This window comes from Pontibacillus yanchengensis (assembly GCF_009856295.1).
GTDB lineage: Bacteria > Bacillota > Bacilli > Bacillales > BH030062 > Pontibacillus > Pontibacillus yanchengensis_A.
The window spans coordinates 14,723-35,691 of sequence record NZ_WMEU01000014.1; the positions used below are offsets into that span (position 1 = coordinate 14,723).

Annotated in this window: 17 protein-coding genes and 2 tRNA genes; 2 read left to right on the top strand and 17 right to left on the bottom strand. The window is 38.3% G+C overall.

Features of this window, described 5'->3' with window-relative positions; all coding sequences use genetic code 11:
• Positions 1 to 240: 240 nt before the first annotated feature.
• A complete protein-coding gene (gene spoIIE / locus GLW08_RS20780; RefSeq protein WP_160850531.1) occupies positions 241 to 2,694 on the bottom strand; it encodes a stage II sporulation protein E in 2,454 nt (817 codons plus the stop codon).
• Between the two features lie 523 nt (positions 2,695 to 3,217).
• On the opposite strand from spoIIE, the gene GLW08_RS20785 reads away from it, so the two are divergent.
• Positions 3,218 to 3,294, top strand: a tRNA-Met gene (locus GLW08_RS20785).
• A 25-nt stretch (positions 3,295 to 3,319) separates the two neighbouring features.
• Positions 3,320 to 3,391: transfer RNA gene (locus GLW08_RS20790), tRNA-Glu, on the top strand.
• A gap of 412 nt (positions 3,392 to 3,803) precedes the next feature.
• Here the strand turns inward: GLW08_RS20790 and GLW08_RS20795 are convergent.
• The 16 genes from GLW08_RS20795 to spoVG all read right to left on the bottom strand — a co-directional run bounded on the left by GLW08_RS20795 (position 3,804) and on the right by spoVG (position 20,898).
• Positions 3,804 to 4,592 (bottom strand): PAS domain-containing protein, encoded by a 789-nt coding sequence (locus tag GLW08_RS20795; RefSeq protein WP_337193971.1) that lies wholly within the window; start codon positions 4,590 to 4,592, stop codon positions 3,804 to 3,806.
• A 496-nt stretch (positions 4,593 to 5,088) separates the two neighbouring features.
• Positions 5,089 to 5,532 (bottom strand): S1 domain-containing RNA-binding protein, encoded by a 444-nt coding sequence (locus tag GLW08_RS20800; protein ID WP_160850532.1) that lies wholly within the window; start codon positions 5,530 to 5,532, stop codon positions 5,089 to 5,091.
• 73 nt (positions 5,533 to 5,605) lie between these two features.
• On the bottom strand, positions 5,606 to 5,986 hold the full coding sequence (locus GLW08_RS20805) for an FtsB family cell division protein (RefSeq protein WP_160850533.1): 381 nt from the start codon (positions 5,984 to 5,986) through the stop codon (positions 5,606 to 5,608).
• An 8-nt stretch (positions 5,987 to 5,994) separates the two neighbouring features.
• Positions 5,995 to 6,594 carry a spore cortex biosynthesis protein YabQ gene (gene yabQ, locus GLW08_RS20810; protein ID WP_160850534.1) on the bottom strand — a complete coding sequence of 200 codons (600 nt, stop codon included), beginning with the start codon at positions 6,592 to 6,594 and terminating at the stop codon, positions 5,995 to 5,997.
• Positions 6,591 to 6,833 carry a sporulation protein YabP gene (gene yabP / locus GLW08_RS20815; protein WP_237458527.1) on the bottom strand — a complete coding sequence of 81 codons (243 nt, stop codon included), beginning with the start codon at positions 6,831 to 6,833 and terminating at the stop codon, positions 6,591 to 6,593. Before yabP ends, yabQ begins: the two co-directional genes overlap by 4 nt.
• Before the next feature lie 605 nt (positions 6,834 to 7,438).
• Positions 7,439 to 7,693 carry an RNA-binding S4 domain-containing protein gene (locus GLW08_RS20820; protein WP_160850536.1) on the bottom strand — a complete coding sequence of 85 codons (255 nt, stop codon included), beginning with the start codon at positions 7,691 to 7,693 and terminating at the stop codon, positions 7,439 to 7,441.
• A 3-nt stretch (positions 7,694 to 7,696) separates the two neighbouring features.
• Positions 7,697 to 9,163, bottom strand: a complete 1,467-nt coding sequence (mazG, locus tag GLW08_RS20825; RefSeq protein ID WP_160850537.1) for a nucleoside triphosphate pyrophosphohydrolase — start codon at positions 9,161 to 9,163, stop codon at positions 7,697 to 7,699.
• 1 nt (position 9,164) lies between these two features.
• A complete protein-coding gene (locus GLW08_RS20830) occupies positions 9,165 to 10,754 on the bottom strand; it encodes a putative polysaccharide biosynthesis protein (RefSeq protein WP_160850538.1) in 1,590 nt (529 codons plus the stop codon).
• 512 nt (positions 10,755 to 11,266) lie between these two features.
• Positions 11,267 to 11,803 (bottom strand): stage V sporulation protein T, encoded by a 537-nt coding sequence (gene spoVT, locus GLW08_RS20835; RefSeq protein WP_160850539.1) that lies wholly within the window; start codon positions 11,801 to 11,803, stop codon positions 11,267 to 11,269.
• Between the two features lie 239 nt (positions 11,804 to 12,042).
• Positions 12,043 to 15,561 carry a transcription-repair coupling factor gene (gene mfd / locus GLW08_RS20840; RefSeq protein WP_160850540.1) on the bottom strand — a complete coding sequence of 1,173 codons (3,519 nt, stop codon included), beginning with the start codon at positions 15,559 to 15,561 and terminating at the stop codon, positions 12,043 to 12,045.
• Positions 15,562 to 15,640: 79 nt separating this feature from the next.
• Positions 15,641 to 15,871 (bottom strand): anti-sigma-F factor Fin family protein, encoded by a 231-nt coding sequence (locus GLW08_RS20845; RefSeq protein ID WP_160850541.1) that lies wholly within the window; start codon positions 15,869 to 15,871, stop codon positions 15,641 to 15,643.
• A gap of 78 nt (positions 15,872 to 15,949) precedes the next feature.
• Positions 15,950 to 16,510, bottom strand: a complete 561-nt coding sequence (pth, locus tag GLW08_RS20850; protein ID WP_160850542.1) for an aminoacyl-tRNA hydrolase — start codon at positions 16,508 to 16,510, stop codon at positions 15,950 to 15,952.
• Positions 16,511 to 16,804: 294 nt separating this feature from the next.
• Entirely contained in the window at positions 16,805 to 17,452 is a 648-nt protein-coding gene (locus GLW08_RS20855; protein WP_160850543.1) for a 50S ribosomal protein L25/general stress protein Ctc, read from the bottom strand.
• 588 nt (positions 17,453 to 18,040) lie between these two features.
• On the bottom strand, positions 18,041 to 18,997 hold the full coding sequence (locus tag GLW08_RS20860; RefSeq protein WP_160850544.1) for a ribose-phosphate diphosphokinase: 957 nt from the start codon (positions 18,995 to 18,997) through the stop codon (positions 18,041 to 18,043).
• Positions 18,998 to 19,014: 17 nt separating this feature from the next.
• A complete protein-coding gene (glmU, locus tag GLW08_RS20865; RefSeq protein WP_160850545.1) occupies positions 19,015 to 20,394 on the bottom strand; it encodes a bifunctional UDP-N-acetylglucosamine diphosphorylase/glucosamine-1-phosphate N-acetyltransferase GlmU in 1,380 nt (459 codons plus the stop codon).
• Positions 20,395 to 20,607: 213 nt separating this feature from the next.
• Positions 20,608 to 20,898, bottom strand: a complete 291-nt coding sequence (gene spoVG / locus GLW08_RS20870) for a septation regulator SpoVG (protein ID WP_160850546.1) — start codon at positions 20,896 to 20,898, stop codon at positions 20,608 to 20,610.
• Between the last annotated feature and the right edge of the window lie 71 nt (positions 20,899 to 20,969).

Here is a 20,969-nt window from a genome sequence, read left to right on the forward strand (position 1 = left end):
GGAAAATATACTTATAGATTTGTATTTAACAACGACAGTATTTTCAGCCATTTGTGAGATATTTTGTAGGGAATTACGCACTGGGGCTTTTATTGAGAAAGATGACACTCGACTTTTTTAACTCATTTTGTAAGATAAGTTCAGGGAGCTGGATTTAGACATGTAAGCGCCAGCACTTATGCTTTCTTTACTTGGAACAAAAATAGCGAACCCTTTAAAAATAAAGAGTTCGCTATCATTTTATTGTGCATTTCTCATCACCGGGATAGCAGCCCATTCCGGGACATTTCGATTGATTTTAGCGACTACGACTGTCATATCGTCTTCTATCGCACCAGACCTCGTCCGCACTACTTCTTCCAATAATAAGTCCGCAATATCTTGAGGATCTTCTGTTTTCATATCACGGATTTTTCGTTTCAGCCATTGGTCTACATTTTCAACATGCTTTGGTCCTTCAAATATTCCGTCACTCATCATGATTAAAATATCGCCCGCTTTTAATTCTTCACTTACAACATCCACTTCAAATTCTTTAATAATCCCAATCGGTAAATTACTCGACTCTATTTTAATAAGCTGATCTCCTCGCTTTATGAAGCTTGGAGTGGATCCGATCTTCAAGAATTTAACAGCAGCATCATGTAAATCAACTACAGCTAAATCAAGGGTTGAAAAGATTTCATCTGTAGTCCGTAATGAAAGAATCGAATTAATCGACTTAATGGCTACACGTTCTTCAATACCCGACTGTAAAATCTGTTGAAGCAATCGTAAGGTTTCCATGCTTTCCACATGAGCTCGCTCACCATTTCCCATCCCATCACTAATCGCTACAGCATATTTTCCCGCACCTAGTTCCATCGTGGAATAACTATCACCAGATACCAACCCACCATCTTTAGCCGCATGTGATACTCCAGTATCAATAACGTACTTTCTCGCCGAACCAAACGAGAAGTAACAATATCCATTTGGAAACGGTGATATCTCTTCTTGTTTAACTACAATGGTTTCATCAAGTATTTCAGAAATCACCGGGGCAACAATCTTAGCTCCTTCTCCCTTATAATCATAGAAGGAGAGCGTCATCTCAATATCCACATTGCCTGCGTCTAGACTATAGATTTCCATTTGCTCTATTTCAAAGCCCATGCTCTTTAACGCCTCAACAATCTCTTCTTCTTGAAAATCATGATTTTCTCTCTCTTTTAATATCTCTTTAGCAAAATCCCCCATTACTTCTGATACACCGTTCAGTTGTTCTGCTACGAACCTACGACTCTCTAGCACTTGTTTCTTCAATCGCTTGTTCGCCTGATAAAAGGATAACTCATGATTCATCGTTTCAATCACTTTACTCGACTTTGCACAATGCTTTTCAAAATCCATTTGTAATTTACGTTTATTTTGGAACGTTCCTTCATCTAAGCTTGTCATCATTTCTTGCATATATCCATACGTTTGTTCAAAGTTTTGAGCCCAGCATCGATCCTTTTTAAAGCAGGATTGACACGTCTTCTCCGTTACATTACTTAAGAAATAATCCGTCTCCCTTGTATCTTGATCGTCCTCCACCTGCAATTGCACCTGGGAAAAACTCTTCGACAAAGCCTGGAATACTTGCGAGAATTGATCAACACGATTTGCCGTCACATTTCTAACTTTTTGTAAATACTGCTCTTGTTGTTGAGAGTGTTCATTTGTTCCCGGTATATACCTGGCTAATTTCCGTATCCATGACTCAGGAGTTAATAAGAAAATCAACACGGCCACAGAGGTTTCCAGTAATGATGGTGCTAGTGCCTCAAATCCCTCCCCATAAATACCAATCAATAACGTCCCTACAAATAACCCCATACCTACACCTAGTTTTTTACCGTCTTTTAATAATCCCCCTAACAAACCAGAAAACGCTAATAAACTCATTTGATATAAGCTTGCCACATTCGCCAAACTAAGAATTAACCCCGTTACCACACCAACAGTAGAACCTATAGCTGCTCCCCCTACATACGCTAGCCATAGTACAAGGTATCTTGATAACACTTGCTCTAATGAAACATCATAAATTTGCCATCCAATGGTTCCAGTAAGAACCGAAGCTAACAATATAATCATGCAGACAATTTCTTCATTTTTTAAGGATTGTTTAAACCGTTTTGGTGATAATAGCGGAATGCTTTGCATAAAAATTAAAACAAGGATCGCACTAAGACCAGCTTCAACTACCGCTAACATCCAATCGTACGCTTCTATATCGCTTGAGAACGAGTAAAGAGTAGACCTTGTCCCGATACTTGCAAAGAAAACAAAGAAAGGTAATAGTTTTTGTTGATTCCGAAACTTATGAAAAATAAATGCAAAAACAAAGAAAAGCATCATCGCTAGAAATACATAGATACTATGGTGCCAATGTAACGTGATGGAGCCTGCCAATACAGCGAACATAACCTTTAAGGACTTACCTTTTCGCATAAGCCATACTGAAGCGAGAAAAGAAAGGGCAAAAGGCGATACTGAAGATAATACAACCGCTCTACCTAGTAAAAATCCCACTAAGAAGAGAAGCCAGCCCCTTTCTATAAAAAATACCTTCACCTGCTCCCCCATCTTCCGCTTCCATTTATCCAATGTATGTGCGCCATTCCCCTTCATGGCTTTTACACTTCCTCTTGTTATGGATCCCATCATCCTATATCAGTCCTCCCTGTTGTTATATTTAACCATAGGAGACAAGCTTATTTTGTCAAAACATCAGAAGCACTTCATAAAAACATTCGACTTCTTTCTGCTTGCAAAAGGATGATTCGCCATAAAAGAGGACTATTATAAATAATTGCTTCGGTAATGCTGTCGTAAATCCAAACCATTCATAGATTCCTCACGAAGGAAAAAGGGAATAAGAAAACACAGGAGCCCTGCTAGCTACGTATAAGCTGAACTAAACCTCAACAAGTGAAAAAAGCGCAAGCGTTCGATGTTGACTTATCGACCGGAGATGAAGGAAGAATACTAGTCACTATGCGCTATAGCTAGACATGTAAAAAACCAAAAACTTATACTTTCCTTACTTTTAAAAAAATCTAATTTAATTTATTGACACCATTTTTTTAGTAGTGTAATATATTCCTTGTGACTTTGAGATAAAAATTAACAAGTTGATGAAGAAAATATAAAACATTTTCTAATAAATACGTTGATTTTATTTGTAAATGGCGGTGTAGCTCAGCTGGCTAGAGCGTACGGTTCATACCCGTGAGGTCGTGGGTTCGAGTCCCTCCGCCGCTACCATTTTTATTGTTTCATGTACATAACTGGCCCGTTGGTCAAGTGGTTAAGACACTGCCCTTTCACGGCAGTAACACGGGTTCGAATCCCGTACGGGTCATCGTCCGATTCTTGTCCTACCGCACATATAATGTGCGGTTTTTTTTATGTCAAAATACATAAACTCTCTGCACATATTTAGAGCATTAACGCTTATACTGCACACATCCAATTTCCATAACCATTATACAATAGAACAAAAGCGCAAGCGCCCTGGGAGCAACGTATATGCTGGACTGAGCCGTAGGAGATAAAGGAGCCACGAAAACATGCGTGATTGATGTTAACTTATCGTACGGAGGCGAGGTAGGCATACTAGTTGCTGGGCGCTGTAGCTGGACGTTGCCACATCATTTTTTCAGTTATACACATGCATTGAATTTTATGATTTCCTAAACAGCAAAAAAAGCTCCCCTCTTCAGATTTTCCGAGAGGGGAGTCTTATTATACATAGACAACTAAAAGACCATCACCTATTTGACATGATGTAATTTAATTGCTTCTTTTACTGTAGAAAAGGTTTTTAATGTCGAAAGATCAATACCCAAATTAGTTGGTTTCAAGGCAAAATCAGGTGAGATACCTGCAATAACAAGCTCGGTACCTAGTAGTTGTAAAATATCATTTAGACGATAAATACCTCGGATGACATCTTCATCATAATGCTGTAATCCTGATAATTCTACAATCAAATACTCATGCCTTCGTTCAGCCAATTCCGTTGTTATATTATTGGTAATGAGATGCAAACGTTCGCCATCAATGCTACCTATTAAGGGAAGTACCGAGATTCCCTCAGCTATCGGAACAATTGGAGTAGATAAAGCTGAAATCTCTTTCATATAGGAAGTAAGGTTCTCTTCCGCGCTCTTCAAAGAGGAAACATCTTTTTGAATACCTACGAAATAATACTGATCTTCTTCCTCTATATAAACGGGATTGATATGTAGTTCATTCCAAAACGTTGAGCCATCTTTTTTGTAATTTAGAATTTCTATTGTTATGGATTGATGATTTTGGATAGCTGACCTTAATTGATTGATGGTATTTGGATCTGTGTCTTTTCCTTGAAGAAATCTGCAGTTTCGACCAACGACTTCTTCTTCATCATAACCGGAGATACTAGCAAAGCCTTCATTTGCATAAATGATTGGATTATCTAGTTGGTTTGGATCTGTTATCGTCACACCTATCCTAGTATGATCGATTGCCTTCTCTAACAATTGATAATAAATCTTTTCTTTCACAGCATGTTTCTTCACACTCTCACCTTCCTATTTACGCTCGTCTACCGTGTAATATGTATTTTATCGTACCAAAATAATCAAATTCACCCAAATATATACTATTCATTATTTATAATAAGTCTTATATAAGGAGTAACGCTTATATAAAAACACTACTTCCATTTCTAGTTTTGATTATATTATAACCATGTAGAAAAGACTAATGATTTTGAGAAGAGTTAGAAGACATTCCATTTTATTAGCCCTTCTAGCGACGTACAAACTGCCGGCCACACGACATAGGTTGGTCCGATATTACTGCACGATGCTGCGGTCTTAGTCGAACCTCCATCACTCCCAGAACCTCCTTTTAGAGATAAAGGAAACACAGAGAGTGATAGGTATCCGATATTGACTTATCGTAAGGAATGGCAAAAAAAAGAGTCCGCAGTATTATACATACTACGGACTCCTTTCAGATTCATATTGTAAATCGAACATTATAATTTACCGATTCATCATAGACAGCAAGTTAGTCTCTTTTAGCACCTCGACCTCCACGTTTTGATTCCGTGTTCTTCCTAAGTGAAGCCATACGCTCTTCACTATCTTTAAGAAAACGATTCATCTTAGACTCAAACGTTTCCGTTTTCTCACGTCGGTCGTTTTTGCCTTTACCAGATCCGCCTCCGCCTTTTGGACGACGGTTGGAATTGTTATTACCTTTGTTGCTATTATAATTTTCTTGTGCCTTCTTGATGGAAAGGCCAATCTTCCCATCCTTCTCAACATTAATCACTTTAACCTCAACTTGGTCACCTTCGCTTAGGTGATCATTAATATCTTTAACATAACTATCAGCAACTTCACTAATGTGAACAAGACCTGTAGAACCATCTGGAAGTTCTACGAATGCTCCGAAATTAGTGATACCTGTTACCTTACCCTGCAACTTGCTGCCTACTTCAATTGACATAAAAAAAATGCTCCTCCTTAAGAATTTCAAAAAGTATCTTCCTATATATTATATATAAGCTTCAAAAAGAGTGTCAATATGACGGGCTGTTATCAGGGATTTGAAATATGATTTCGCCTTCTTTGGAGAAGAAATAATTGGTTCTTGCAATCTGAAGAACATAGTCTTCATCTTGTAAGAGCTGTATTTCCTCGTTCAAGTCTTCTTCTTTTTGATTAAGCTCAGTCATCTTTTGTTGTAGTTCTTCATATTGTTCACGCTTGTCTGCATATACAGCACGTTGATTTAAATGATACGTTAGTAGCCCTCCAAATAACAGAAGGGTTGCGATTGTAAACAAAGCGAGCCGACGAATAAGGCGCTTTTTCTTCTTATGTTGTCTTTCTACATGAGCATCGTACTGTTTAACAAATCCGGAATCGATTTTCGTTACTGACTTACGACCAACATCCACTGATTCAGCTACCTCCTCTTTTGTCGGAACTTCTTCCACCATTTTAGCAGTATATTCTCTATTTTACTATAAATCCCTTTTAATTGTTGAAAATAATTTTTCACAATTTTCGGGGTTAACCACCAAATTATTTTTCCAACTAATTTAAGAGGAAGTAGTATTATTTTTCCCACTAAAAGAAGAAGCCAAACAACCACTACCCAAATTCCTAAAAGAATTTTGATGAGAAGTCTAATCATCCAACGTAAAGGGCTATAAATTAACGCATTAAACAGACGTTTTATAAACCGTATGAAAGAAATACCAAAAGAAATAAGCTTTTCTAGTATTCTACGAAATATTGTTTTAAACAGAGCTTGATACATAGCAAATCCACAGAGAATTAGTAGAAAGATATACAACCGCAATTCTCCCTGGTTCGCCACAAAAAGAAAATAAAATACAATTAATCCTTGTAATAACCAAAAAAATATCTCGATGGAAAAAGCAAAAATAGTTTGCTTTTTCCAATACCTTTCAAATCTACGAAAGGTATCGATTGCCATCCCGAGATATATTCCGCTCCACAACATCATAAACATAGTGATAAACTGAGTATCTAAACTCATTTAAACATTTTGCTAAAGAACCCTTTAGCTTTTTCCCCTTGTTGCTCATCTAAATAGGAAAGTTCATACACTTTACCTTTAATGGAAACAATCCCTTGGTCTACATCAAGGTTCTTCATTTGTAAATTTTGTCCACGAACGACCAAATAGCCCATTGAGGTTTGTAGCAAAAACTCTTCAGCATCAAAGCTGTCCACTTCTTTAACACCAGTAATTTCAAGATTACGACGATTATTCATCTTCACATGATGCTCAGCCTGTCCACGTACACTAGGATCTTTCTGCTCATAATATTCCATCGTACAACCCTCCCCTTTATCGATACCAATCTATGAGAGAAAAACGTGAAATAGAACATAAAAGTATCCTGTGCTTTATGAACAAATAATTCTAAAGGTTTTTATTCCACAATAGCCCTATCATCTTGAAGACTTAAGTTCGAGATAAATTTGGCGAAAGGGGTTTGTTTCCTTTAAACCAAACGAACGCATAGGTGGACCGGGAATATGGGGCGGTCGCTCATATTTTTCAAAAGTAGCTCCTGTTTTTTCGATTCTCGCTCCGAAAGCAGGGAAAGTCACTCCAGACCCCATGTTTTTTTAGCAGCGACATGACAAGTCCCTGTGCTGCATTACGGATTAGCCAGTGGAAAAACGGATGTGTCGAGACCCCACAGGGCCGTAATTTGGTCCGAGGAGACGAATGGTTTGCCTCTAACCTTAAATAAAATTTTTCCTCCTCTAACTTAGAACTAATGAATTACGAACATTTTAATAATAAAGAAGCACTCCCTTTCATCATTTGGATAGGGTGTGCTTCTTTATAACCAACTTCTTGAAGCTTATTATACTTCTTGTTCCTTAATCACTTTATAAAGCGAATTTGCTTCGTCTTTTTTCACATTTTCTCGTAGAGACGTAATTTCTATCGTTAATTGCTTTTGGCCAAAACGGATGGAAAGTTCATCTCCAACACCTACTTCCGAAGAGGCTTTTGCAGGGTTTCCGTTTAGGTGAATCCGCCCTTGTGAAGCTACTTCTTTGGCCAATGTACGCCGTTTAATTAATCTTGAAATTTTCAGAAACTTATCTAGTCTCATATGTTACTCCTCACTTCTTTCTTTTTGTTTTGCTAATTCCCAATATTGATCTAATTCATCAAGAGACATACCTTTCATGATTTTCTCTTGCTTTTCAATTTGTCGTTCCATTTCCTTAAAGCGCTTTTCAAATTTACCATTTGTACGTTGTATGGCTAATTCAGGGTTAATTTTGTAGAAGCGGGCAAGGTTCACCATTGCAAACAAGATGTCTCCCAATTCTCCTTCTTGCTCATGTGCAGAAAGCTGTTCCACGCTCTCTTTAAATTCATGAATCTCTTCTTCTACTTTTTCCCACATAGGTTCTGGTTGATTCCAATCGAAACCAACTTTTTTCGCTTTCTTTTGCAATTCCTGAGCACGCATTAAGCCTGGTAATGTCGTGACAACTCCGTCCATTGCGGAAGGTCGCTCTTTCCCTTTTTCTTTCTGTTTTATTTCATCCCAAGATCCTACAACTTCCTCAGCAGTGTCTAACTGCTTGTCACCAAATACATGAGGGTGACGTCGAATCATTTTTTCCGTTACAGATAGAATTACGTCATCTACAGAGAAAAATCCTTCATCTTCTCCAATTTGACTATGAAGCATAATTTGCAGGAGTACGTCTCCTAGTTCTTCAATCATTCCCTCATCATCTTCATCTTCAACAGCTTGGAGGAATTCATAGGCTTCTTCAATTAAATATGTTCGTAACGATTCATGGGTTTGTTTTTTATCCCACGGACAACCTTCTGGACCTCTTAATGTAGCTATGACTTCTCTCAATCGGAAGAATTTATGATTTAGCATTTCCTCGTTAACAGGTGCGAGATATACACTTGTTAGGTTGCTTAGTGTAACTTCTCGATCCAGTTCTACTAAAGGAATTTGTTGTATGCGTTCCTGGGTGCTACCAGCTGCCTCGACGATATATACAGGATGATCATGTGGGAGGTCTTCCATAAGCTCAACTTTAAGATGGGAGGCAATCATCTCATCATACACTTGGCAAAAAATTGTATGTTGCTGATACGAAATGGCATTTCTAGTGAAGTCTGTAGCATCTACAAATTGAAATCCTTCAATTGGATCTATATGTAATGAAGTAAATAAATCATCTAGAAAGCTAGTCCCCCCCTGTATTTGTACCGTAACATTTCCTTTTTCTTGATGTCTCAAAAGAAGCTGTATCGTCCGTTCCGCTAACATAGGATGGCCTGGCACGGTGTAAAGTACCTCTTCCTCTTCTGCTTTTGTCATCAGGCTTTGAACAATATGATCATAGACATGTTCAAATTCATCATGTGATTCATACAGGGAATCAAACGAGTGAAACGCCACTCCTTCATCCTCTAATTCTTCAACAACTGGATGATCTAGTGTACGAGCATACACAGTGCCATCATGATTTCTGATCTTACGATAGATACCTAATGGCAGCTGATTTATATCTCCACCACCTAAACCGATTACATTTATTGTTGGCATGTTAGGGCCTCCTTTTTGTCCATTGAATCATTTTATTTCCAAACGGCAGTTCCAATAGCTCTTCCTTTGTAAATACACTTGTACGCAATAACAAAAACCCATAGATACAGATGCCTATCCCGACATTCACAAAAGTATAGCCAAGGTAATCTAAGCGGCTTTGTAAAGGGAATAGATGAGCGTATAACCATTCGCCTCCTACGACGGTTCCAATCATCCCAAGAAGAGGAATCCATGTCATATGCCATGGCATTACAACGGATATGGGTAAAGATAGAGTCTTTTTTAACATCATGCCATTTCCGATACATATTACGGTAACCGCTCCTACAGAAGCTAAAGCACTGCCTAGCACCCCATAAATAGGAACCAATAGTTCATTTAAGAATAACTTTATCACAAAACCCACCATTACCATAAACGCTGGAGCTTTCATTTTGCCTAGACCTTGTAACAAGGAAGAGAAGGTTAGTGCCATGGAACCAACGAATATGACTAGTCCAAGTATTTGTAACGAGGCTGTTCCATCATTTGAATTAAAAAATAGGCGATTTACACCAGGAAGAATAAGCATTAACCCAATAGCTGCTGCTGATGAAAAAAGGAAACTAAACTTAATAGCGCTACTAGCATCTTTATAGACTTCCTCTTGTTGATTATGTAACCGTTGCTTCGTTATAGAAGGTACGAGCGCCAAAGAAAGTGAAGAACCAACAACTGTTCCTAATTGAATCAAAGGATATCCTCGGTCAAAAATGCCTTTCCAGGTCTGTGCTTCTACTAGGTTCATTCCGTGCTGTAATAAATTCGGTACCATCGTGATTGCGTCTGCCAATTGGACAAATAGAAGCATCATGTAATTAACACAAAAAAACAAGCCTACTATCGCAATTGTTTTCATTATCTTTGAATACGATAGACGTGACGTACTCTCTTCTATACGAGATGGAAATCTTTTATATGCATAAATACTCAGTAGGATAACAGCCATTGTTGCACCTGCAATCGAGCCAAAAGCAGCTCCAGCTCCTACATGATATAACGTATAACCTTGATCTACGAAATAGATTGTCGCTACAATAATGACCGTAACACGAACTACTTGTTCAACCATCTGTGAATATGCCGTGGGCGCCATGTCGTTCAACCCTTGAAACGTACCTCTTAATATAGATGTAAAAGGGATTAGTAAAAATGTTATAGATGCGATGCGTATTGGCATTTCTAATCCAGAGTCTCCCATAACGTTCGCAATATAAGGGGCACCTACGTAAAGTGAGCCAAATAATAACAGACCTATAAGAAGTAGCATAAATAGTAAGGGTATAAAAAAGAACCGAAAAGATAAAGGACGTCCTCTCCCTTTTTCCTCGGCTACTAGAGTAGAAATGGCAACAGGTAACCCATAAATAGAAATCATCCATGCCATGCCTATAATGGGATAAACTTGTTGGTAGATATAAAAACCGACATCCCCAGCTATGTTTTGAAGCGGAATTCGATAACCTGCACTCAGAATTTTACTGATAAGCCCAGCCATCGTTAATAATATGGCACCTTTAAAAAAATGGTGCGAGGAATTTCTTTTCATGGAAGTATCCTTTCTAAACGTATCCAACTGCCCATTATTATAGCATATAATAACATCGAAACATGCCCTAAGCCACGACTAATAAACTTAGATGGAATCAAACGTACTTCAAATACATTTAGCTCATTATTTGTAAGAATAAAGGGAACGTAAGTAAGATTTGAATTGAATTGTATAGTTGAAAGGTGAAATAGTTCTACGTTAGCAAACACTCATATATAAGCAAAAAAAGAGAGCCTTGTGGGCTCCTTTTTTTAAAAGTAAAGAAAACATAAGTTTCTGGCGCTTGCGTGTCTAGCTCCAGCGCCCAGCAACTAGCAAACTTCCTGCTCCTCCTTACGATAAGTCAAAATCGGATTGCTACCGCTATCCGTGTTCCCTTTATCTCAAGAAGGTTTAAAGGAGGTTCTGGGTTGAAGGAGGTTCGATTAAGATCGCTCAACATCGAACTGACCTACATCCTGTAGGCAGCAGTTTGTACGTTGCTCCCAGGGAGCTTGCGCTTTTCTTTATTATTCCATTTGTCTCGCTAAGAAACTTGCAGCGGTTTCTACTGCTTTTTGCTCAACATTCCCTAAAGCTTCCCCTTCTTTACTAACAATCATGACACATCCAATTGGATCTCCACTTGCGATAATCGGTCCGATGACATAAGAGGAAACAGTTTCTTCATTGCCGTCAACTACCTCGATCGAGGACTCAGCTGATTCTGTAATTACACTGCGGTCCTGGAGAGACTGTTCAACCTTACTTCCAATATTCTTGTTAAGATAGTCTTTCTTTGACCCTCCTGAAACAGCAATAAACTCGTCACGATCACATATAAGTACAGTATGACCAAGAGAATCAAATAGAGCATCAGCATATTCCTTTGCAAAATCGCCTAGCTCACTAATAGGAGAATATTTCTTAAGAATAACTTCTCCTTCACGATCCACAAAAATTTCTAACGGATCACCTTCACGAATTCGTAATGTCCTGCGAATTTCTTTCGGGATAACCACTCGTCCCAAATCATCAATACGACGTACTATACCTGTTGCTTTCATTCTATGGAGCCTCACTTTCATTTTGATGATTAAGCTTCTTGGTGTAGAAATGATACATCCTGTTGTTGTCAGGATTCACCGTCCGATGTGTATAGTATTTTTCACATTGTCGGAACTATTCATGAAACATACAAATTTATTATAAAAAATCCATTATGTGCTAGGAGAACCGCCTTAAAACGTTATAAACTTTGCTATAAGTAAAAAACAGCCCTTACCATAATGGTAAGGGCTATCCTTTATTTCGCATCTTTTAGCGATTGCAAAAATTCTTCAACAGATTTATAGCGATCTGTCACATCTTTACGGTTAAATTGGAACGTGACTTTAAGTTGCTGGTCTTCTGTCCCAAGTTGGATCATTCTTCCGTACTGGTTTGCCAATTCAAATAGTTTTGCTCCATCGATCTGTTGACTCGTCTGAGCCTCCATTAGAAGTTCTATTTTCTTGTTTTTCTCTGAAATAGATTCGATTCGTTCTTGTTTTGCATACAGCTTTAACAGAGATACTTGGAATAGATTATCTACTTCTTCAGGAAAATCACCAAATCGATCAATTAATTCTTCACGTAAATCATGGATATCTTCCTGGGATACGATGGCTTGGAAACGTTTATACATATCGATTTTTTGCTTTTCATCATCAATATAGCTATCCGGAATATACGCATCGATGATTAGATTTAATTCTGGCTCAAATGGTTTCGTCTCCTCATAGCTCTTACCTTGACGTTTGGCCTCAATCGCATCTTTAAGCATCTGCGAGTACATGTCGAACCCAACGGAATCAATAAATCCATGCTGCTGAGCTCCTAACAAATTACCAGCACCACGTATAGACAGGTCCCGCATGGCAATTTTAAATCCTGATCCTAGCTCAGTAAATTCCTTAATGGCTTGGAGGCGTTTTTCAGCAACTTCGCTTAGTACCTTATCTTTTTGATACGTAAAATAAGCATAAGCTACACGGTTGGAACGCCCAACACGTCCTCGAATTTGATACAGCTGACTTAATCCCATGCGATCCGCATCATTTACGATTAATGTGTTTACGTTCGGGATGTCTACCCCTGTTTCAATAATCGTTGTAGACACCAGAACATCAAATTCTCCTTCAAGGAAACTGAACATGACATTCTCTAGCTCGGTTTCACTCATTTGACCGTGGGCAAAAGTTACTCTCGCATCATCCACGAGTGCTGAGAGCTCCTCCGCTACTCGTTCAATATTTTCTACTCGATTATAAAGGAAGAATACCTGGCCACCTCGCGCCATTTCCCTTTCAATTGCCTCTCTAATAAAGACATGATTGTATTCCAAGACATACGTTTGAATCGGAAAACGGTTCTCAGGAGGTGTCTCAATAACAGATAAATCGCGCACACCTAGCATAGACATATGAAGGGTTCTTGGGATTGGTGTGGCTGTAAGTGTTAGTACATCAACGTTAGTCTTCAACTGCTTAATCTTCTCTTTGTGTTTTACTCCAAAACGCTGTTCTTCATCTACTATCAATAGCCCTAGATTTTTCACTTGAACATCTTTCGATAATACACGGTGTGTACCTATTACAAGATCCATCGTTCCGTTTTCTAATCCTTTAATTGTTTCTTTTTGTTGCTTCCGCGTTCGAAAACGACTTAATAGACCAATGTTAACAGGGAAATCTTGAAACCTCTCTCGAATCGTTTCGTAGTGCTGTTGAGCTAAGATTGTTGTAGGAACAAGAATGGCTACTTGCTTCCCGTCTGCAATAGCTTTGAAAGCTGCTCGGATCGCTACTTCTGTTTTCCCGTATCCTACGTCGCCACATAATAAGCGGTCCATAGGTCGAATCCGTTCCATATCATGCTTAATTTCTTCAATACAACGAATTTGGTCTTCCGTTTCTTGATATGGGAAGGCTGCTTCAAAATCTTTCTGCATTTCGGTATCTTCACTAAACGCATGACCTTTTGATGCTTCGCGTTCAGCATATAGTTGAATGAGATCATCTGCAATATCCTCAACAGATGATTGAACTTTGCTTTTAACCTTTTTCCATTCGCTGCCGCCTAATTTATATAACTTTGGCTCTTTGCCCTCTGAACCAACATACTTTTGCACTAAATCAATTTGATCAATTGGAACGTAGAGCTTGTCATCTCCTGAATACTTAACAAGTAAATAATCTTTATGAATACCATTTAATTCTAGCGTCTCGATGCCAATATATTTCCCAATACCATGATTCGCATGAACAATATAGTCGCCTACTTTTAGTTCTTGATAGCTCTTAATACGTTCTGCATTGGAAATTTTCTGTTTCCGTTTCGGACGTGTTGTCCGTTTCTTAAATAATTCATTTTCTGTTAAAACCGCAACATGGTGCATAGGCAGTTCAAAACCTGAATTAATTTGATCAATAACAATGGTCGGTTTTTGAATTGGAAACGCAGGTTCTTTCTCTGCAATCGCCGCTTCCATATCATAATCTTCAAGGACGTTTTGAATCTTCTCTGCACGCTCTTGATTCGGTGCCACAATTAAAACAGAGTGATTTCCTTTTTCCCAACGCTGCATTTCATTTTGTAGTAAATTCATTTGGCCATGGAATTGTTGCATAGCGCGACAGGAAAAATTCACAATATTCTCTGGCTGGGTGTTAGGTATATGTCTTAAGAAAACAGACAAGTATAACCGTGGATGATCAATGGAATGCCACACATTCGTCCAACTATAGGATATAGATAAATCTTGCACTATTTCGCCTGACTCCAACAAACTTCCATACCAATCTGCTTCCTCTTCATCTAGACGAGTGGCCGTTTCTTGGATACGGCTCATCTCATCTAAAATCACAAGCCCATTTTTCGGTATATAATCTAGCAAGCTAGCAGCCTGTTCATAAAAGAGAGAGGCATACTTATACATTTCTTGAAAACGTTCGTGGTTTTTCAATCTTTCTATATCTTTTTCAATCGTTTCTGAAAGCTTTTCTTTCTGCTCATCTGTACTTAGTTTTGACAAAGTCGTAGAGAAGGCTTCCTCTAAACGCTGGCCCCCTCTGGTTAAATCTTCTTCCGTTAACAATAATTCACTTGCAGGTCCAACCGTAACTCGATCTACTTTCTCTAAAGATCGCTGACTTTCTGAATCAAAAAACCGAATCGAATCCACTTCGTCATCAAATAATTCAATTCGTAACGGGTGTGGCTGAGTAAGAGGATACACATCTAAGATTCCGCCCCTTAAGCTAAACTCACCTGGAGACGAAACCATATCTGTGCGCTCATAGCCTACGTCAACTAGTCCTTTCAAGTAGGAATCAAGATCAATGCTTTCTCCTACTGTGAACGTTAGTTGATATGTATTCCAATAGGAAGGCGGTGGCAATATTCTTTTTAGAGCAGCTACTGGAGCTATTAAAATTCCTTTCTTATTCTGTGCCCAGTGATTTAAGGCTTCTATTCGCTCACTTCTTAGCTCCGGACTAGCAACAGCAATCTCTGAAGCAATTAATTCATTTACCGGGTAGAGATGGACATGCTCTGAATCAGACAAACTTAGCAAATCTTCATATAGCTGCTGAGCCTGCATTAATTGGTGAGTGACAAGTAAAATCGGGCGTTCAGTAGACTCTTCAAGCATAGAGACTAATACACTTCGTGCGGAGCCCGATAACCCTGCAGCAAATTGTTCTTTCATTCCCGAAGATATACCAGTGATAATGGATTGAATATCGTCTTGACGTTCTAAATAATTTTTTAATCCTTGCAAGTTCTTCCCCCCCTGCTAACCTTACATCGTTGAAAGTACAAAAATGCTTTGGGTATCTCACCAAAGCATTCTATTCATTTTATTGTAAAAAGAAATCAAGTTCATGATAATGCGGATTTTTTTCTAGTGCTTCCTGACAGTGCTCACATATCGTATCAATTTGTATATTCCCATTTTCATGATATCGAATCATTTGGAGTTGATCTTCTTCTGACAGCTCCTCTAAACCTAGTTGATTCGTATCAACAAATTCATGAGATAGTTCTGCTAGATACTCTTTGCAGTGACGACATTGGTACATGATAGCCATTTGCGGACCTCCTTGCATAAGTCTTTTATGCATAGTTTGTCCGAAATGAAAATAGCTTATACGAATGAACTTGTGCTGTTATTGATTAAATTCATTCATTACTTCTGCAAAGGAATTTTCCATCCATGAATCACAAGCATCTGCTGCTCTTTCGATACTCTCTTTAATCGTAGGAATATTCTCCTTTTGGAATGTACCTAACACATAATCAGGAACAGGCATTGGTCCATTAGGTCTACCAATACCAAAGCGTAAACGAGGAAATTCTTTCGTTCCTAGGTGGTCGATTGTAGAACGTATACCATTATGTCCTCCATGACCACCTTTTTTACGTAAACGGATTTTCCCTGGTGGTAAATCTAAATCATCATAAATAATAACTATGTCATCAATGGATAAATTATAATAGTCCATCAAAGGTCTTATGGCTTCACCAGATAAGTTCATATATGTTAGAGGCTTAATAAGTAGAACCTTTTCTGATCCTACATGTTCTACAGTGTACTGGGCTTTATATTTTTCTTTATCTAACTTCCAATTATGTCGCCTTACTAATTCATCTATAACCATAAATCCAACATTGTGTCGGGTATTCTCGTATTTAGGTCCCGGGTTACCTAATCCGATTATGCATTTCATCTTATCCCTCTTTTCTAGACAACGTACATATCTCTAGCTTAGTTTATTGTACCGAATTTTATAAGTAAAATAAAAGCGCTAGCCTATAATTATCTACAAAAAGTTAACTTTTCCTAAGCTGATACGTTTCCTCTTTAGTCGGTGTGAAGATTCTAAAAAGATTAAAACGACACACTCATAATGTGCTCGCGATATGGTTATGTCGTGGCGCGACTTTATTATATATTTTTTATAGATGAATTACATCATATAAAAACGACGTAACCAGAAAGGTTACGTCGTTTTATAGCATTACTATTCTGATTTTTCTTCTTCGTCTTCACCTTTTTGGTTCAGAACTTCTGGTTCTTGCTGCTCATCTAGTCCTTCATCTGGTTCAACTTCTTCTTCTGTTTGAGGAGGCAAGATCGTAACAATAGTTGTAGTTTCATCTTCCATGATTTCGTAGTTACGTCCTTCCTTCAAATCAGATACAAGAAGGCTATCATTAACATCTAAGTTAGATACATCAACTTTTATCTCTTCAGGAATCTCATTTGGTTTCGCCCGAATAGAAAGTTCGTGTAAAGGTTGAGATAAGATACCACCTTCTCTTACTCCAACTGCATCTCCATCAATATGGATAGGTACCTGAACGTCCACTTCAGAAGACATATCAATTCGGAAGAAATCAGCATGATGCAATTCATCACGAATTGGTTCAATTTGATGCTCATGTAACATTACATCTATAGGTGATTTACCTTCAACATCTAGTGAAATGATAACGTTTCTGCCTTCGTCACGTAATGTTTTAAGTAATTCAAGGCTATCTACTGAAATAGATACTGGGTCTTGATTTTGGCCATATACTACAGCCGGTACTTTACCATTTTTACGAAGTTCGTTTGTTGCAGAACGTCGGAAATCTTCTCTTGTGTTTGCTTTTACAGTTACTGCCACGTTTATCACCCTCCAAAGAATTATAAGGCTTCTAATTTTATAAGATTCCCATTCTTTACAAAGACTAAACATTTTATTCATATTTTTTAGAAAAAACTATAAAAAACAACAATATCTTTCCATAATTATGAGGTGTTAAAAGTATTGGTAACGTTCATCACCTTTGGGCTTTTCATTCCAATTAAGCCCCATATCTGAATCGAGATAATTTCTTTTTGTTCTAAGAGGAAAGTTTCCGTTGCCTTAGTTAGAATAAAGTTGGCCTGGGAACAACTCGCGAGCTGGCAAGCCTCCTTGTTCAGAGGCCACCTTTGCTTTGTTATGAAGCATGGGCCAGGAAATTGGTGCGGTCGCTCCTATTTTTTAAAAGTAACTCCTGTTTTTCGATTCTCGCTCCGAAAGCAGGGAAAGTCACTCAGATCCCATCTTTTTCTGAATTTACACAACGGAAGTATATCTCTTACTCAATTTTATCTCGAATTCAAGTCTCAAGATTATGCCTCTTATACGGAATACAACCAAACAAAAAAATTCGACGTTACTATAGGAAACAGTAACGCCGAATGAAAAGTGATCATTTATAGTAATTTAGTCAAATAAGATGCTAATGGATTTGCGCTCATGTACGCGGGTAATGGCCTCGCTGATTAATTGGCCAACGGATAGTACAGACACTTTATCAATCATTTTTTCATCTTTAAGAGGAATCGTATTCGTTACAACTAACTCTTTGATCATGGAGTTATCAATACGCTCAATAGCGGGACCGGAGAGTACTGGGTGTGTACAGCATGCATACACTTCCTTTGCTCCGTTTTCAATCAAAGCGTTAGCAGCTAGTGTCATCGTACCAGCTGTATCAATAATGTCATCAATAAGAATAGCTGTTTTGCCTTCTATGTTACCCACGATATTCATAACTTCAGCAACGTTAGGACGAGGACGTCGTTTATCAATAATTGCAATTGGAGCTTTCAGTCGGTCTGCCATTTTTCGTGCACGCGTCACCCCACCATGGTCTGGTGAAACAATGACAACATCTTCAAAGTTCTTTTCTTCGAAGTAATCAGAAAGAATAGGTACACCGATTAAATGATCAATTGGTACGTCAAAGAACCCTTGGATTTGTGGAGCATGTAAATCAAGCATGATAACACGGCTTGCACCAGCAGTTTCAAGTAGGTTTGCTACCAACTTAGACGTGATTGGCTCACGAGATCGGGCTTTACGGTCCTGGCGGGCATAGCCGTAATAAGGCATTACAATATTAATGGAGCGAGCAGAAGCACGTTTTAGTGCGTCAATCATGATAAGAAGCTCCATAATATGCATGTTCACTGGTTCGCATGTGGATTGAATGACATATACATCACAACCACGAACACTTTCTTCAATATTTATTTGAATTTCGCCATCACTAAAGTTAGTGACTGTACATTTCCCTAATTCTGTTCCAATGTTTTCAGCTATCTCTTGCGCTAGAGATGGGTTTGAGTTTAGTGAAAACACTTTAAGAGCTGGATCTTTATATTGACTGTTCCTCATTTCGCTAATACCCTCCATTAGTTATTATTCTTATTTTTCATTTTTTCTACATAGCCCTCTTTGTTCGTTTGACGAGAACGAGCTATGGAAAGGGAGCTGTCCGGAACATCATCTGTAATGGTAGATCCCGCAGCTACGTATGCACCTTCTCCAATGGTTACTGGAGCAACCAAGTTTGAGTTACATCCTATGAATGCACCATCTTGAATGGTCGTTAGGTATTTGTTTTCACCATCGTAGTTTACTGTAATCGTCCCACAACCAATGTTTACTTCATTGCCTACTTCAGCATCTCCGATATAACTTAGATGAGAAGCTTTACTTCCTTCACCAAATGTCGCTTTTTTAATCTCTACAAAATTACCAACCTTAACATCATCAGCTAATTTTGAAGATGGTCGTATGTGTGCATACGGACCTATTTTAACACGTGCACCTATTAGACTGTCGTGAGCAACACTTTGTTTAATAGTGGTATCTTGTCCAATTATACAATTCTTAATTTCAGAATTTGGTCCAATTTCTACTCCGCTATCAATAGAAGTCTCACCATCTATGGTTGAGCCAGGATAAATAACCGCATCCTGTCCAATCGTTACGTTTAATCCAATGTACGTATGATCAGGATCGATAAGCGTAACACCATTTCTCATGTGATATTCATTAATACGGCGTTTCATTGCCTGCTCTGCTTTAGAAAGAGCAACACGATCGTTTACACCTAATGTTTCATTAAAGTTTTTCGTTTGAAAAGCTCCAATTTTTTCGTTTCTATTTTTTAGTATTTCAATTACATCTGGAAGGTAATACTCACCTTGAGCATTATTATTTGATACATGTTGTAATGCTTCAAACAATGCTTCATTATCAAAGCAATAAGTACCCGTATTGATTTCTTGGATATGTCGCTCTTGTTCTGTAGAATCTTTTTGTTCAACAATTTTTGCTACATCTTGGTTTTCGTTGCGAACGATTCGACCATAACCAGACGGGTCTTCTGCATGGGCAGTTAATAACGTTACTTTCGCTTCTTCTTTTTCATGAAAATCAATTAGTGCCTCTAGTGTATCAGACGTTAATAAAGGCGTATCTCCACATACGACTAATGTAGTTCCTTTTTGCCCACTTAAAACAGATTCAGCTTGTTGTACGGCGTGACCTGTCCCTAGCTGCTCTTCTTGAATCATAAAGCGGCTGTCATCGCCAATTTGCTCTTGAACCTGTTCTGCACCATGGCCTACAATTGTAATAATCTCTTGTAGCTGAAGTGCATTTAATTGATCAATGACATGCTGAACCATTGGCTTACCACAAACAGGGTGCAACACTTTGTATAAAGATGATTTCATACGTTTGCCTTGACCAGCTGCTAAAACGATTGCATGACGATTACTCATGAAAAAACCCCCATCCTTAATATCCATTACGAATATATCTTAAAAACCAATCTATTTCAATAAATAAACGAATTGGCAGACATCTAGCCACATTCTCTATAAGCGCCTAAATTCCATTTTTTACTAGGTATGTAAGTATCAGAATCCCCGTCTCATCAGACACAAAAAAAGAAGCCTAATCTCCTGAAGATTAGACTCCTGCTGTCATTTCTCTTAAGAAGCCCCGGCTTCTTCATACTCCACTTCAGCTTCACCTGCGCGTTGGTACTCTTCTAATACAGCGTCTTGAATCTTTCCACGCGTATTTGAATTAATAGGATGCGCAATATCTCGGAATTCTCCGTCTGGGGTACGTTTGCTAGGCATAGCAACAAACAGACCATTGTTACCATCAATTACTCGGATATCGTGAACAACAAACTCCCCATCCAGCGTAATAGAAGCAATTGCTCGCATTCTTCCTTCAGTATTAACGCGGCGTAGTCTCACGTCAGTTACTTCCATTATGTGTCACCACCTTTTGTCATAAGAACTTATTTACCAATATTCAACAAGATTCCAATAATTCCTTCTTA